The organism is Flavobacterium eburneipallidum (genome assembly GCF_027111355.2).
Taxonomy (GTDB): Bacteria; Bacteroidota; Bacteroidia; order Flavobacteriales; family Flavobacteriaceae; genus Flavobacterium; species Flavobacterium eburneipallidum.
In genome coordinates this window covers 2247534-2264205 of record NZ_CP114291.2, presented here as the reverse complement: position 1 = coordinate 2264205, position 16672 = coordinate 2247534, and the positions used below count along the sequence as shown (strand labels likewise).

Here is a 16672-nt window from a genome sequence, read left to right as displayed (position 1 = left end):
CATTGTTTTTTTGTTACTTTTTAGTTTCAAATATCCAAGATTCTGGCAATTTGTCTTTCAAATAATAGTTAAACCAATTTTGAATGCGTCGGGATAAATCTCTTTGGCTTTCATCCCTCATTAAAGCATGTCGTTCATTGGGATAAACTAACATCGTAGCTTGTTTTTCCAATCTTTTTAAAGCGAGAAAGAATTCAATGCTCTGGTTTGCATTCACTTGTTTGTCATTTTCTCCAGTCCAAATCAGTAATGGTGTTTTAATATTTTTAGTGTTTAGAATTGGTGAGTTTTGATTATAGGATTCCATGTCATCAAAGAGTGACTTTCCCATTCTCCATTGTTGATTTTCGAAACGCCAAATTTCGGGTCTTCCATTATTCCAACCCACGGAGAGATACCAACTCGTTAAATCAGTAGTTGCAGCTCCCACAATTGCCGTGGCAAAAAGATTGGTTTGGGTAACAATGAAACTGGTTTCATAGCCTCCAAATGAATGTCCAATCAGTCCTATTTTATTGGGCAATACTAAACCTTTGTCAATTATTTTTTGCGTTGCAGCAACGACACAATCCAAGGCAGAACTACCTGGATTTCCTATTTCGTAGCTGATGTCGGGTAATAATACAAAATAGTCTTGAGAAGTAAAATTAGTTCTGTTGAATCCCCTTGAATCCAGTTCGGAGGGGTTTACATAAGAATGCAATTCATCAGACTGTCGTTCGTAAACATGCACAATCATCGGATATTTTTTAATTGGATTGTATGCTGCAGGATAGTACAATATTGCTTTTAGTGTTTTTCCTTTCCTATTTTGATAATGAACAAGTTCTGATTTTCCCCAATTGTAATTATGGTGTTGTGGGTTACTTTCAAATAGTTTTTGGGGATTATTTTTAGATGGATCATTAAAAAATAGAGTAGGAGGACTATCGTATTCCTGATCACGATAGACATAACCATTATTTTTTGAAGCTTTAATTAATTGGTCTATTGTTTTGTTAGCATATATTATTTTTGATTCCTTTTGTTTTCTATTCCAGATATAATATCCTGAAAACAAATCATCTCCATTGGCTTCCAAGATTAATCCTTGATCTAGATCTACTTCACTACAGCTCAAACCATCAAAGTTTATTTTGTTCCAAGTGCCGTTTTTACGTTTTGGAATTCTAAAGCAAATTTGCTTTTCTTTACCACTTGTAAGTCGTGTAGTTTTTTTACCGTCAACTGTAATTTCCCAAATGTCGTACTGGTCATAAATTAAGATGCTATTATTTTTTTTATTCCAAGCTGCGATGCCATAAGTTGGTTTGTCTCCTGCTCTATCATAGTGTACATCTTCAAAATTGATGTTGAGTTTTTCAGTAAGATTTAGTTTTGTTTGGGAGTTTAAATCCAAGACCCACCAGTTTTTGTTTTTGTAATAAACGATATAATTTGTATTTGGGATGGTTAAAATATTTTGGATGTTCTCTGGCAGTTTTTCTATGACCAACTTACATTCCCCAGTATATAAGTTTTTTGCATGGATGTCTCTATCATCATTGTATTTGTATTGTGGTTTTTCAGCAATTGGATTGTATATCAGTGCCCATTGCTGTTTTCCATCTAGTATTAGCTTAGGACATTCAACGGAAGTAATTGCAAGAAATTGATTGGTAACAGTTTTCCACACAGCTGTTTTAACGGTTTTTTTCCAGTTTTGAATAATTTTTTGTTGAGGATATATCCAATTATCGTTCGTTCTCCAAATTTGAATTGATTCAGAATTTTGTATATTTTCCAATTGCTCTTTTTCTTTTACACCAAAAAACACTTTTTGCCCATCATCGGAAATCGTCAACGGGATGATTCCGCTAGTATCCATTTTCGTTGGAATATTACTTTGTCCTTCCAATGAAAACGATTGGAGTTTATTCATGTTGCAATTGTAATGGAGCAACTTCGTATCCGTCGTGTCGGTTTTATCCCTAGCTTCCTGAAAAAAAGCTAAAGCAGTACCGCTAGAGTTCCAAGCTAAATTCGTGAAATGGCATTTTGGATCTTCCATAAGGACTTTTTTGGTTATGTTTTTGTCCAAATTTATTACCATTACCGAATTTTGGTTGTTTGATTCAATGGAGCAAACCAGCTTGTTTGCGGCATCGTTCAAGAGAAAAGCATTAACATCTTTGATGTCTTCAAGTCCTTCGCCGTTTGAAGACCTGATTTCAAGGCTTTTTTGGTTTTTTGAATTCCTTTTTAATACAATCGTATATTTCGCATTGGACGAAAAGTCAAAAGCAATTGCATCAAGAATCAATTGTTGTTGATTTGTTTTCAGATTTGTTATTGCTAAACCAGAAGGCACTAAACAGGCAAAAGACTCCTCTTTGTTGAATTGACCATTCGAACCCTTTGGAAAGAATTTTAGTTTTCTGTTTTCAGTGTTTTTTAGGAATAAGGTGTCGGTTTGTTGTTCTTCGTATTGCATGGCATAACTGACCCATTGCCCTCTCTCGGAGAATTCCTCCAGTTGTAAAGTTCCCCAAAGCGGATAATCGACAGGGGTAAGGTGCTTTTTTTGCTTTACCTGTCCCGCTGTGGGACAGGTCATTAAAGCAAAAAATAGGAGTGCCAGAAGGAAAAGGCACTTTAATTGAGGTTTCAACCTATGATCAAATCCTTTTTTTACAGTATCCATTTTAAAAGTATCCATTTTAATAACCTGGATTTTGAGGTCGTAAATTAGGATTGACTGCTAATTCCGTTGCAGGAATTGGCCAAAGATGGTCTTTGGCATCCCAACCCAACTTAACTCCTGTAAGTGCAGAATCTAATGTATTGGTTCTTTTTAAGTCAAAAAAGCGATGACCGAATTCTGTGAAAAATTCCAGTCTTCGTTCTTTTAAAACCGCTTCTAGAAGTTCGTCAATTGTGATTGCAGTCGTATTACCTAATCCAGCTTGATTACGGACGGCATTCAAATCTTGGGACGCACCTAGGGCGTCATTCAAATGTGCTTTGGCTTCGGCACGAATCAGGTATTGTTCTGCCAAACGCAGTATGATGGAATATTCCAATGAAGTGACTGTGTTTTGAAATTCTTTGTATTTGTAGGCATGATACCAAGTGTCCGTGCCGTTAGTAACCGCTTTTGTCCACCAACTTTTGCGCAAATCACCCATAGAAAAGGCATCCATCAAACCGGAACTCAATGCTGTCAGGGGTGGAGGGCCAGCCGTGAAAATGAATGTTTCCCCTTCAAAAGTATTTTTTCCTTTGACAGCTGGCATCAATTGCCAAATGGTGGTTGTACTATTTTTTAAAAATACTTTATCTAAGCTTGTCCATTTGTACAATGTTGTGTTACTAATCACTTTGCTGGCATTCTCTAAAGCTTCTGCCCAATTTTCCGAATATAAATCCACTCTTGCTAGCAACGCAATAGCTGCATATTTGTTGGGACGCACTTTTTCAGTACTGACGTAACTTTCTGGTAATAGTTCAATGGCTTGTTTTAAGTCGGTTTTGATTTTGTCGTACACTTCCGTTTGGGGAATTCGTTTTGGAGAGTTGTTTTGTTTGTAGTCAGTCGTAGTGATGTAGGGGATGTCTCCAAAAAGATTCGTTAGGTAAAGGTGAATTAATGCTCTGACGAATAATGCTTCTCCTGTAAGTTGGTCACGGTCTGATGCTGGTAATGCCAAGGCATTTTTAACTCCTTCCAAAACACTGTTCGTACCATAGATTTGGTTGTAACTACCATTCCATACTCCTGAAATGTTGCTGTTGGTGGCAACTAGTGCATTGTTGTAAAAGTCGATGGATGCGCTGGCCGTTGAGCCATAACAGATGAGTTCATCGGTATAGTTACCCAATTGATTGGAAATCCCCGAGGAATTACCTGTCAGCAATCCATTGTCCCTGATTTTGTTGTAAATGTCGACCATGGCAGCATTCGCAGTGGCTTTGTCCTCAAAAACGCCTTGGGAAGTTAATTGTGAATTAGGTAATCCCACTTCCACAAAGCTGTCACAGCTGTTTAAGAAGTAAGATGGCAGTAACAATAGAAGCATCCATTTTTTGTTGTTCCACTTATTCGAAAATAAGTGTAAAGAGATTATATGGTTGTTGATTTTCATCTTGAAAAGTTTTAATGGTTAGAAATTCAATTGAATGCCCGCAGTAATTACTTTAAGTGGTGGCAAATAGCCTGCGGATCTAAATTCGGGATCAGCGCCTTTATAAGGCGTGAACAACAATAAATTCTGCCCTTGCACATACATTTTACATTGAAGTTCTTTAATCCAACTTTTAGGAATGTCATAGGATATTGCAATGTTTTTTAGTCGAATGAAAGAAGCGTCGCTTACTGCGGCATTACTGGAAATGTATTTATAATAAGCCTCCACCACGTCATTGTTTACTCCTGTGGAATATTGTTGATTGGGATTGGTATCCCCAGGTTTTTGCCAACTGTCAGCAGCATAAACTGATTGGTTCACGAAAGCGCCAGGAAGCCCTGCCATGTAAGCCCAATTGAAATTTTCTTGTTTGACAAATTGAAACAAGAAATCCAGTTGCCATCCTTTGTATTCCAGATGATTTTGTAATCCACCAAAATATTTTGGACTAAAATCTCGAATGGTTTGTGAGTCATCGGGATAAGTGATTTGTCCATCACCATTGACATCTTCGAAGCCATAAATTCCTGTTTGAGAATTTAAACCAGTATTATTATACAATTTTTGAATGTTTATGGATTGCCCAACCACATATTGGTTGGCATAAGTGGAACTTTCCAATTCTGGGAAGGAAATCAATTTGTTTTTGGGCACGGTTAGATTGAAATTGGTTGTCCAGTTGAATCCTCCAGATTGAATATTGGTTGTCCGTAAGGTGATTTCAATTCCGCTGTTTTGAACGGTAGCATCCAAATTGGCTTGTAGTGAACTAAAACCAGTTGTGGCTGGCAGAGGAATTCCGACGAGTTGGTTGGAAGATTGATTATTGTACCAAGCCCAAGTGAAGAAAATGCGGTCTTCCAAAAAGCCAGTTTCTAGTGCAATCTCCAACTTGGTATTGGTTTCCCAGCCATAATTGGAATTAAAAAGACGGCTAGGCTGTAATCCGACAACACTTTGATAACTACTTCCAGAAGAACTGTAAGTATCCATAAATTGGTAGTCGCCAATTTGGTCGTTTCCTGTTGTACCATAACTAGCTCTCAACTTACCGAAACTAAAAAGAGAAGTATTGTTTTTTAAAAATTGCTCATTCGAAAATAACCAAGCAGTTCCAATGGCACCAAAATTAGCGAACTGTTTGCCAGGACCAAAACGGCTAGATCCATCCCTTCTTCCAGTAGCGTTCAAAATATATTTGTCCTGCCATTTCCAATTGATGCGACCAAAAAAGGCTTGGTATTTATAAGCAGTTTCTTGATTGTTGAGTACCGTTATGGTGGTAGCCGATGCTAAATCATAAAGGAGACTGTTGCTGGTAAACCCTCTACCTCTTACGATTACTTGGTCGCTGTTTTGGTTTAAGAAGGTGCCGCCTAAAAGGAGATCCACATTTAATTTTCCAAATTCCTTTTTCCAATTAATTTGAGGTTCGATGATCCGAGATTGCCTGTTGGTGTTGTTGATCAGAATCGATGAGTTTCTACTGGTGCTATTGTAGGCAGGATTGTAGAGTGTGGATGGGGTGGTACGGCTTTCTTTGTAGTGTAGGTTAGTATAGCCAAAGCTGGATTTTAGTTCCCAATTTTTGAACAGTTGGTAGGACAAAAGGGTGTTGGCAACAATGTCACCAGTTTTGGAATTGAACTTTCCTTCGAGATTGGCCAAGGGATTGTCCCAAGTATTGTTTTCCCAGTTTAAATTGCCTTGATTATCATACAATGCAGGGGCATTTGGAGCCAGCGACATCGCTGTTAGTGTGAAATCAGTCCAAGGTTGGTCATTATTCTGATTGACATAATTGGCAGAAAAATTCAATTTAAATTTTTTGTTTTCCGATTGGTGGTTGATGTTAGAATGTAGGGCAGCCTTCTTATAGATGAAGTCACCTGGAAAAACGGTAGTTTCGGAATTGTAGGTACCGCTGAGTAAAAACTGGGTTTGTTCACTACCCCCCGATATGGATGTTTGGACTCCCATAATTTCGGCTGTACCACCAATCAGTTCCTTTTGCCAATCAGTATTTCGGGTATGATCCCAAGTTCCATTGATGTCATACTCATAGTCTGGGTATTGGGTGATACCGTCGTTGACAAAAGCCTGACGACGCATCGTCAAATATTGTTCAGTATTCATAAATTGCATTGTTTTTGTGACTCGTCCAGAGCCTTTGGACGCATTGATGGAAAATTGAGTTTTGCCTTGCTTTCCTTTTTTTGTACTAATGAGTACCACGCCATTTGCTCCTCTTGAGCCATAAATGGCGGTGGCATCGGCATCTTTCAAAACTTCAATGCTTTGAATGTCGTTGGGATTGATGCTGTTTAGTGGACTTCCATCACCTGGTATGGTGGTTGAAATTTGGGAATATCCCAATGCTTGCGAAGCGTAAGGAACACCATCTATGATGTAGAGTGGTTCATTGCCCTCGGTACGTAAACTGTTTATGCCCCGAATTTGAATGTTGAAACCACCGCCAGGAACACCAGTTTCCTGCGTGATGTTTACCCCAGCCATCCTTCCTTGCATTGTCGCCAAGACATTGGTTACGGGTTGTTTTTCGATGTCGGTCGAAGTGATTTTAGCAATGCTTCCAGTTCGTTCGCTGTCTTTAACTGAATAATAGCCTGCATTAATGGTCACTTCTTGTAGCATAGAGGTATCTTCTTGCATTAACAAATTAATCGTTTGGCGGTTGTTTATGGTAATTTCAGTTGTCTTGTAACCGATATAGGAAAAAAGAAGAACATCGGTAGGAGCGGCAGTAATGAAGTAAATGCCATTGAGATTTGAAAATGTAGTGATTCTTGTACTTTTGACAGTTACGGTCACATTGGGTAAAACGCCGTTAGTATCGGTCAAAATTCCTGTGATGGTCTTGTCTTGGGTATAACCTTCTGTAAGGGAGCACAGGAAAAAAAGGCAGTACAGTTTGGGCAGTTCTTGGACTATCCATAACTTGAAGTGTGAAAATTTATTCATACTTTTGGTTTGGTTTTAATGAAACATTGGTTTTATTAGTTCTGGCTCTCTAGGAAGTTTGGTCACAGACTAGAGGGCTTTTTTTATGTTCTTGCCATGAAGTCGCCAAGGCACGAAAATTTTTCTGTTTTTTTCTTATAGTGATTATTTTAAAAGTTAATTTTTTCCACAGATAGTACTAATTGGTGCAATTTCTTTAATGGTTGAGGTTTTTTGTTTAATTCATAGGCATTAGAATTTAAAGGTTTTTTTAGTAACAGGAAAGTGCACCGCCTTTGCTTGTTGCAGCCAAACGTTGGCGATGCGTTTCCCAACTAATTCAAAAAATAAGTGGTTTGCGAGACTTAAAAGAGAAGTAGTGCCAAGAATCGTATTGAGAACCAAAGGGAAAAAAAAGGCATGGACTCATCTTAAACGTTTTCAAGGTACTGGTATACCGCTGCACGAATAAGTGAGCCCACGCCATAGGACGTGAGCATCTTTCTTATCGTCTCGTGCATTTTAAAAATTACCAGTTTTTGAAAACGAGATTCTAAGCGAATGCTTCAATATTGAATTTGAAGAGTCGCAAAAATATTAAAATTTATCAAGTAATCAATTATGTAATTGATTATTGAACAAGACAAATATAACAAAAAAAATGATTTTGTTATAAGTTCTTATAACTTTTTTAAAAATTATTTTTAGTCATTTTGTATGATGAGTAAGGGAAAAGACAAAAGACTGATTCAATTTGGATCACACTTAAGAAGTATCAGAAAGGAACTGGGCTTAAGTCAAGATTTTGTTGCTACTAATAGTAATTTGACAAAAAGTAATATTAGTGAAATTGAGAATGGTAATAGAAATTTAGCTTTTACTACTTTTTTAGAATTAGCAAAAGGATTAGGAATTGATCCTAAAAAATTACTTGAATATCCAATTGATTTGAATAAAGAGTAAAAAGATGCTTAGGCATCTTTTTTTATGCTTTTCAGTTACTTCTCTATTTTGAATTAATATTTGTCAAATCGTGTGAAACTGAATTCATATGGTTATATTTCTTGATTAAAATTCTATTTTTGAAAGATGGAATGTTATGAGATAGTAGGTTTTGTAGTATTATGGTTTGTGGGACTTTACTTGAGGGGAAAGTTTTATGAATGGAGGAAAGAATATAAACATAATGATAGTTGGAGAAGGATGGTAAATAGGTTAGGTCTTGGGGAGGTTTTTTATGCATTTTAAGATCACTTGACAATCCCGAATTAATACTTGTCAAATAGATGCATTTGTTTTTAAATATAAGTGATATAATCGAACAATATTAAAACGATATTTTTTTGGATTCTATTTTATTCTCTTATTTTTTTAGAAATTTAATTAATGTATTTAACGAGCAGCTAATAATTACTGTAATTATACTTCAAAATTTTATATAAAATGAATTACAAGTTAAAAAATATTTCTCACGTTTATTTTTTTGAAATACTAGAAAAATATATTAAAGATATTGAGGTATTATTGGATTCTGAAAACTCAATTTTAATTGAATTTGTTAAGAAATCTGATACCTTAATTCAACAATCAGAAACTCATATTACTCAGCATATCGTTCCTTGTACAGATATTATTGTAGACCTATTAGATAAGGAATATAATTCGTTTTTTGACAATAAATATTCCTCATATGGTTTTGACAAAGTGCCAGAAATTAGAAAAGAGATTGAAAGACTTGATAGATTTAGAAAAAGTTTAAAATTGGTGATAGGTTATTTGTCTATTACTGAAACTTTATTTGATAGTAATAGTTTAGCCAAGATAGAAACAATATCTGATAAAAATGATTTTATATTATCTAAATTAAATATTTTATTTGGAGACGAAATGTATTCCATAGACCAGATTCTTGAGTTTAACAATATCAAATACCGTGATAAAGAATCTAGAGAAATTGCCGAAGATCTACATCGAAGAGGTTATGTTATATTAAAAAGTAGATATGGGGAATCTGATAAAGTGAAAATTTCTGTTAAAGGTGCGTCTTATATTGAAAGAAAAGAAAAACGTAATAAAAACAACAAGACAAAAAGTGAGTTAGATAAAAAGCTTGATAATATTATTGATCATCTTACAAAATTAGGCCACGGACAAGAAATAATTTTTAACGAAATTGATGAATTGAGGGAATTACAATATAATCTTCCAAAAAAAAGTTGGGCACAATTACTAAAGGGGAAACTTATAGACTTAGCTTTAAGTAAGGTCATAAGTACAGAAACGGCTTCATCTGTCTATGAATATTTAGTAAACAGTAATTTTCAACTTTTAAAATAAATATTTCTTTATGGAATCAGAAATTAATTATTCACTTATTTTCAAGTTTGCTGAAGCTAAGCGCATACTAAAATCAGACAAAAAATTTATTCTCGATTCCATTTACCATCTTTCAGATTTTTTCAGTGTTGAAGCTAAAGTCAAAGGAACATTAGAAAAAAGGTTTGATCTTTCAGATATTCGAGTCTTATCTTATGTTAGTTTGTATTGGGAAGATGAACCTGATTTTGAAAACATAATGTATGGACTAAATTCTAATGGGCATTATGAAGATAATATTAATGAATTTATAAATGGAATAACACCCATATTTCTTGAACCTAATGATTTTAATATAGGAATAATAGGTGAAAGTATATTGATTAATTCATTGGCTGATTATTCTGATAAAATTTTGCTTGCAAAATCATACAAACGATCTGCTGATGAGCTTATTAAATTAGCAATTGAAAGCAACGAAAGGGCAGAGTTTTTATGTCCAGCCATATTCTGTTACAGACATAGTATTGAGTTATTTATTAAGTCAGTAATCATTGGAAAAGAAATCAGAAGTCATAAATTAAAAAAACTCTATAATATTTTTAAAAAACTTATCTCAACAAAATTTAACCAGCAGGTACCTGATTGGTTTAAAAATACAATTTTGGCAATAAATGATTTTGATCCAGAAAGTACAACTTTTCGCTATGGTGAAAATATTGAAACTGAAGAATATCTATTAGATTTATATTCACTAAAAATTAAAATGAATCTTATTGAAAAGTCAATTATAAATATTAAGGAGTCTTTACGTTAAAATAACCTTTATGATCTTTGAATATTAAAAGGCACCCTAAGTAAATCATCTTTTATGTATTTAATTGTATTAGGTTTAATAGAAGAATTAAAAAAATAAGCCTTCCACTCGGAAACTCCGTCATAAACACATTGACGTAAATAATTTAATACTCCTCTACTATCCCCTAATTCATTCCAAAATGGATGATTTTTGTTAACAATAATTATAACTGTATCTCTATCACTCGTAGAATTATTGATAACATATGGGTCATTGATAGACATTGTATCATCAACGTATAGCTTAATTGTTAGTTGGTTTAAAGTAACTATTATAGGCTCTATATTCGACTTGCTTACTTCTTCCAATTGCGTATTAGAAATTGAAATGATTTCATCGGAAGGTAATTCTAATGCGAATAGCGTATCTGCAATCTCTCCCGAGTTTAATTCCTTAGTAATTTCATCAATCGCAATATTTACTTCTTCTTCGGAAGGACCTCTTTCATCGACAGCTCGTTTACGAAATTGTACTGCCGTTTTCTTAAAGTCGCCAATTTCTTTGAATATTTGATCATCAAGATCTTCTTCTTCAGTACCTTCCCAGAGGATGCTGTCCTTAGTATGGCTAACTTCAAAATCGTCTAAGTAAATTTCACCAACTAACCTTTGATTAACTAAATCATTTATTCCACCCTCTTGCTCTCCAAAAATGCTTTCGGGTTTATAACCATTCGGAGGACTTTGTATAACTCTTTCATGTTTAATTAATGAGAATCCTCCCTTGTTTCTACTTCCATTTGATAAGATGCCGGCCCATCCATGAACACGTTTATTGTTTACCATAAAATCAAAAGGTCTTTTGAGCGGTTCCATCTCACTATTTTTTATAAAATCGTTGTCTACAAAATTAGACCATTCTAATTTTTCACCATTCCATATCAGATCCATCCTGTCATTGATTAAATCAAACCTATAGATTGATGACAAAAAGCTTTTTATTTTACTAATTGTCATTCCTTTAAAACGTCTGTGCAATCCATATATTTTTATCACAGTGTAATGATCATTTGTATCGGCTTCTTCAGTTTCAATGTTTAATGATAAGCTACCTTGTGCAATGGACTTTAAATTTAGCGTTAAACTACTTTTTGTATTTTCGTTTAATTTTTTAGTATGAATTGTCCATTCGTCACCAAGCCAGAAAGATGCAGTTTTCATACCAAGACCATATTTACTCCTGCCAGTACTATTTTCGGGAGGTAAACCAATCTTAAATGCTCTCTTTAAATCATCTGTAGACATTCCAATTGAATTATCTATAATTTCAAAGTAATCTTCCTCAATGTTTTGCCCTCTAAAATAATTAATATTAACTATGAGATTACTTTTCTCCGTTTCGTAAACTGAATCTAAAATAGCTTTATTATTTTCGTAAGCTTGAGTAGAGTTATCGACATATTCTGCTAAGGCATACCATATTTTGTATGAAAGTCTTTTATATGAGCTAACTAAATCCGATGCAAATTCAATTTTTAATTCTTCCATAATTAATTTAGGTCTAAGAAATATTCGTTTTTATCAGTTATGTACAATATATATTTTTTTTCCAGCTGCAAAAATGTTGAGGATCCTTTAAAAATTAAAGCAACAGTTCCATTTGTTTGGCTTTTTTTTATCCATTTTGTTTGTTTGCCTCTAAAGGTAACTTGAATTTCTTGATCATCAGGTTCTGTTATAAAATGTGGAGTATAAACCATTAGTATATTACTGCCTCCTTTAAGAAAATCGCAATGCGACTTGTCTCTATATACAAATGGAGTATCTCCTTCTATTCGAAAAATTTCAAATCCATTCAAGCCTTTGAAAATTTGAAAGACACTTAAGAAAGCTTTATGTTTTTTTATTTCTTTCTGCCAATGTGGTTTATGTTCATTTACCACTACCATCACTTTTGGATGGATTAAACTGACCATGTTTTCTAAATGTTTTAGTTCAAGAATATTAGTTGAATCTTGTTTAAAAATATAATTTGCTATTTTATTTTTTTCATATACTCCATTTGTAAAAACCTTAACTTGTTTTTCAACATGGTCTTCCCAAGAATGTCTTCCCATTTCAGCTTCAATGATATACCATTCTTTGTAATCCTTTCTAATAATTGCTAAATCGGGCTTTGAACTTTCTCCTAAAACGGTTTCAATCTTTAAGGCAAAACTTACTCCAATAAAATCAGGATAAACAACACTTATTTTTTCAAGAAAAGTTGTTTCAAAATGTTTTTCGTAAAATGATACAGGGTCTATTTCATCATACCAATCAGGCTTTGAATCATCATCAATTCGCAATACTTTTGACTTCCCAATCATAAATTTTTACGTTTATCGTTTAAACTTAAATTATTAATTACCTATAAAGTACTTAGTAATCTCTTCAACAGATTCTAAATTTAATTTTTCAATTTGATTTTTGCTCTTAAACTTTTCGAAAGGATTTATGTTTGACAAAATAACTATTCTATCTGTTGTTGTAGCAATCCCTTTTTTATCTCCCCAAATTCTGGTAGTTTTATCAGAACTAGTTATGACATCATTTATACACCAAACATTTTTAAAGTATTTATTTTCATTAATCATTAGACAGAATTCTCTAGCAAGAGGTATGACACTATTTTTTGATTTTGCAACATCGCCGATAACAAAAACAGCCACTCCATCTTCCTTTAAAAATTGTTTTAATTCGATTATTGCTAACTTAGAGAATTCAATCCACTCATCTAAATTTAAGTCATCATCTAATTCTTTCGAAACCGCTATCGGATCTTGATCCATAAACCATGAACGGATCCAATTTTGTTTGGCATAATTTACAATACCAAGATATGGCGGAGATGTTAGTATCAAACTTGCAGAATTTTTATATTGCTGTAATTCTTGATATTCGGATAATGATTTTACATTTGCTTTTAAAATTAAACCTTTTCCGCCTAAAGTTGTATGCTTTTTATAAATTCTATCTGTTTTTTCCTTCAGCAGGTTAAAAATATTTCTTTCAATTCTATTCAATTGCTTAGTCTGAACATATCTGCGAACATATTCAGGAGACATGCTAAAAGTGTTTGGCATATCAATAGAAGCATAGGCAGAGGTTGTGTCCTTTCTTTCTCCTCCATGAAGTATACCAAGAGTAATACCAATTAAATATTTATCAATCTGTTTTCCTGATTTAAGCAATTTTCTTCTTAAATAACATAATTGAGCTAACGATTTAGGATGAAAAATGAGGTGAATTTCATCTGATTGAGCTATCGCTTCGGGCTGATATAGTGCATAATCATATTTTTCTTCGAGTTCATCAATTCTTGAATAAATATCTTCTTTGGTCAGATTGCAGTTTTTAGCTTCACTTAATGCTAAAGCTATTGGATTTAAATCTGTTCCTAAAGAATTCCTATTTAAAATCCTTGATTCTAAGATAGTTGTTCCTCGACCAGAAAATGGGTCATAAACGAGATCTCCTTCATTAGAAAAATACTGTATAAAATAATTTGCGAGCGGGGGTGGAAATGCTCCTAAATAGGAACACATTGAATGCCATGAGTCAAAATCTCTTGCATTGAGCTTAGACCATGGAGTAGGGATATTATCTGAAATCATTAATTCTCAATACTTTCTGTTATTATAACTTGGAAAAAGTCATTTATTAAATCTACAACTGTTTCACAGGCGTTAGCTAAATCTGCTTTTTTTATTAAATCTATATTTTCCTGTGACAATTCGTGCCCCGATTCATTATTAAGACGACTTTCAATTTTATTCTGACTAATCATAAAAGCACAAAATCCTATATGCTCTCTATATCTATTTTTTATCGATTCAACTGCTTCAGTATTATATTGCTGTGCTCTAGTAATTAATTTTGTTAAATGCCTATTTGAGTCATTAATAAAAATATCAACTGCATCACTGCTGATATCTACATCAGCAACTGTATCATGAGTCCATTCAGAGTCTTTGTAATAAGAATCATCTTCATTAATATTATGAATTTGTATGTTAGGAACATTTTTATCACCAGATTTTTTAGAATCTGCATCAGATTGCAAATCTACAGCTACTACATCGACATTATCACTTAAAGATTTTTGCCTAGGAGGTCTTAGTTCTAAAGTGATAGAACCTTTCGTTTGGGTTTCTGTTGTATCCCGCGCTTTAAAATATGCTATTCCATACCCGTCTATTACTCTTGCTGATCCTGTAAAACTTCCAAAAGAATGAGGTTCTATAACAGCAAGAAAGGCGTCTGGGTTTGTAAAATAACTGGGATGTGCATCTGTTTTAAATTTAATACTAAATGTTTTACCAATATAGACTTCCTTATCTTTTTCAGTTGTTATTTCTAAAAAAGTTGGTGGATCATTAAAAATAATTGGTTGCTGTTTTTTATTTTTAACTGAATCTTTAGTTTCAGAAGATTTTACTTCAATGCCCCCCCCAGAAGATTTAAAGTAAACATTAATTCTATTTGCTAATTTTTTTCTTAATTTATCTAATGATTCTGTTACATCTTTCTTTAAATACCTGTCTTTTCTCTCTTTATCAAGAACTTTTAGGTAATCATCTTCTTTAAGTGTATCAATTGTTAACTTTTTCAATTCTTCTAAAATTGAAGTATCTCTCAAGGATTCTCTAGTACTACTAAATAAATGACGTTTTGATTCATTATCCAATCCATCACATTCAATTTGTACAACCAAATACTTCTCAATAAATGGTAGTTTTAAGTCCGACTTTATTATTGAGCTGTTTAAAGTTCCTTGTTTTTGACCGTTAAATGTAATAATTATTGGCTGGGATGAAAGACAGTAATTCTTGATTCTATCCATCGGCTTATCTGAACCTTCCAAGGTTAGTACCCAATAATAGATAGTAACTTTTCCATCTTTGAAAGTTAAATTAACTTCATTTTGATATTGAGTAAGATTTTTTTCATCACCACCTCCACGGGTTAATCGTCTATTGTTACCAAAAACACTTCTGTTTTCAATTTTACCTTGATTTAAGTCTTTCTTTCTCTCTCCGCTTATTGTAATTGGAATTATTGGATCAAAAAGATAATGATGTGTTAAATACCATAGTGAAGATGTTGGGCCAGTAATCTTTGCTGTATACTTTCCTAGATCCATTCCAATGTGACGAATAAGGGTGCCATGTTTAAAAATTTTATCACTAATTTTTAAATTGAAAGGTTGACCATTTCTTTTATCGACGCAATATTCAAACCATTCTAGTTTATCAGAATCGATATTCCCTGGATTTATTCTGACAATTGTCCAACTAACTTCTTCTGTAAACTTTTTTTCCCCTAGTGCAGGCTTTGATATTATTATAGTATAATTATTATATGATAATGCAGTAGATCCTCCTTGCCCATATGCACCCATTAAAAATAATTTTGATATTTTATTTTGACCATGTAAGCTTAAAACAGTCTTAGAAAAGTCATCTCCTTTTATACCTATTCCTTCATCTCTAATTTCTACAGTTGGATAATTTTCTCGCTCAGAATCTCTAAGTGTAACTTTAATTTTCTTTGCTAATTCTTGGATTTTTTTATCTAGAGCATTGTCAATATTACGTAGTTTTCCTTCTTTCAAATTGAACCAATGCTCAGCGGCTATTCGAGGACTATTGAAATTATTTGGCTGACCTTGATTTTGCCATTCAAGTTCCATAACTGCATCAATAGCATTTGTCATTCTTTCTGCTAAACCGGCTGCTGGGTCAGTACCTATATTAATAGTTGCAATATTGTCTTTATATCCTCCAACAGGATTCCATTGAACACTATAGTTATCAATTAAAATTTCAAGTAAGTCAGTAACTTCTTTAGCTGTGTTTGCACGTAATAATTCTTCAAATATTTTCTCCATTTACACTAATAATTATTTAAAAGAAATGAAACATATGGTATCTAACATATTTATTTCAAAAAATTTTCACCAAATATACATTATTGCTTTTTTAAGTTAGGGGTTTAAGATCGAATTCTAAAAAAAAAAAATCTATAAATGGCCCAATCTTTTTACTATAGTTTATTTAAAAAAAAAAATCACTTTTAGGTTCGCAAATTTTTTTATGAGAAGTTTTTTATTACTTATTTGATATACTGTTTTTTACAATCTTCTTCAATACATTCCATACAATAGAAGTTTTACTAAAATAAGAGCATCTTTCGGATGTTGATACAACCATTTTTATCATTGGGTATAGCCTTATCATCATCTTTACCAACTTGCAATAACATTATGTCAACTCCCCGCTACCCGAAGTCTTCTTTATAAAGAAAAAATTTAATAAAATTTAGGGGCTGCTGTGCATTCTATGACTTCGTACCCATACAGTTAAGCAAACAAAACAATTCAAAAACAA

General features: G+C 33.3%; 10 protein-coding genes. 3 read left to right on the top strand and 7 right to left on the bottom strand.

Annotated features, from left to right (window positions below; all coding sequences use genetic code 11):
- Positions 1–13: 13 nt before the first annotated feature.
- From OZP15_RS09515 to OZP15_RS09505, 3 genes are all read right to left on the bottom strand, one after another.
- The gene (locus OZP15_RS09515; protein WP_281335959.1) at positions 14–2596 is read right to left on the bottom strand and encodes an alpha/beta hydrolase family protein; all 2583 of its coding nucleotides are present in this window, start codon (positions 2594–2596) and stop codon (positions 14–16) included.
- 103 nt (positions 2597–2699) lie between these two features.
- Positions 2700–4124 (bottom strand): RagB/SusD family nutrient uptake outer membrane protein, encoded by a 1425-nt coding sequence (locus OZP15_RS09510; RefSeq protein WP_281335958.1) that lies wholly within the window; start codon positions 4122–4124, stop codon positions 2700–2702.
- Between the two features lie 18 nt (positions 4125–4142).
- Complete coding sequence (locus tag OZP15_RS09505; RefSeq protein WP_281335957.1) at positions 4143–7148, bottom strand: SusC/RagA family TonB-linked outer membrane protein; 3006 nt, start codon at positions 7146–7148, stop codon at positions 4143–4145.
- A gap of 696 nt (positions 7149–7844) precedes the next feature.
- Between OZP15_RS09505 and OZP15_RS09500 the strand changes: the two genes are divergently transcribed.
- From OZP15_RS09500 to OZP15_RS09490, 3 genes are all read left to right on the top strand, one after another.
- Positions 7845–8090 carry a helix-turn-helix domain-containing protein gene (locus tag OZP15_RS09500; RefSeq protein WP_269225217.1) on the top strand — a complete coding sequence of 82 codons (246 nt, stop codon included), beginning with the start codon at positions 7845–7847 and terminating at the stop codon, positions 8088–8090.
- Between the two features lie 480 nt (positions 8091–8570).
- Entirely contained in the window at positions 8571–9464 is an 894-nt protein-coding gene (locus tag OZP15_RS09495) for a hypothetical protein (protein WP_281335956.1), read from the top strand.
- A gap of 10 nt (positions 9465–9474) precedes the next feature.
- Positions 9475–10260 (top strand): hypothetical protein, encoded by a 786-nt coding sequence (locus OZP15_RS09490; protein ID WP_269225215.1) that lies wholly within the window; start codon positions 9475–9477, stop codon positions 10258–10260.
- 8 nt (positions 10261–10268) lie between these two features.
- Here OZP15_RS09490 and OZP15_RS09485 read toward each other — a convergent pair whose 3' ends face one another.
- Genes OZP15_RS09485 through OZP15_RS09470 form a run of 4 tightly spaced genes read right to left on the bottom strand, consistent with a single transcriptional unit; the run spans position 10269 to position 16173 of the window.
- Positions 10269–11789 (bottom strand): ATP-binding protein, encoded by a 1521-nt coding sequence (locus OZP15_RS09485; RefSeq protein WP_281335955.1) that lies wholly within the window; start codon positions 11787–11789, stop codon positions 10269–10271.
- Between the two features lie 2 nt (positions 11790–11791).
- Positions 11792–12610: a hypothetical protein gene (locus OZP15_RS09480; protein WP_281335954.1), complete on the bottom strand. Its 819-nt coding sequence runs from the start codon at positions 12608–12610 to the stop codon at positions 11792–11794.
- A 33-nt stretch (positions 12611–12643) separates the two neighbouring features.
- On the bottom strand, positions 12644–13897 hold the full coding sequence (locus OZP15_RS09475; protein WP_281335953.1) for a DNA methyltransferase: 1254 nt from the start codon (positions 13895–13897) through the stop codon (positions 12644–12646).
- Positions 13897–16173 (bottom strand): hypothetical protein, encoded by a 2277-nt coding sequence (locus OZP15_RS09470; protein ID WP_281335952.1) that lies wholly within the window; start codon positions 16171–16173, stop codon positions 13897–13899. Before OZP15_RS09470 ends, OZP15_RS09475 begins: the two co-directional genes overlap by 1 nt.
- Positions 16174–16672: the final 499 nt, after the last annotated feature.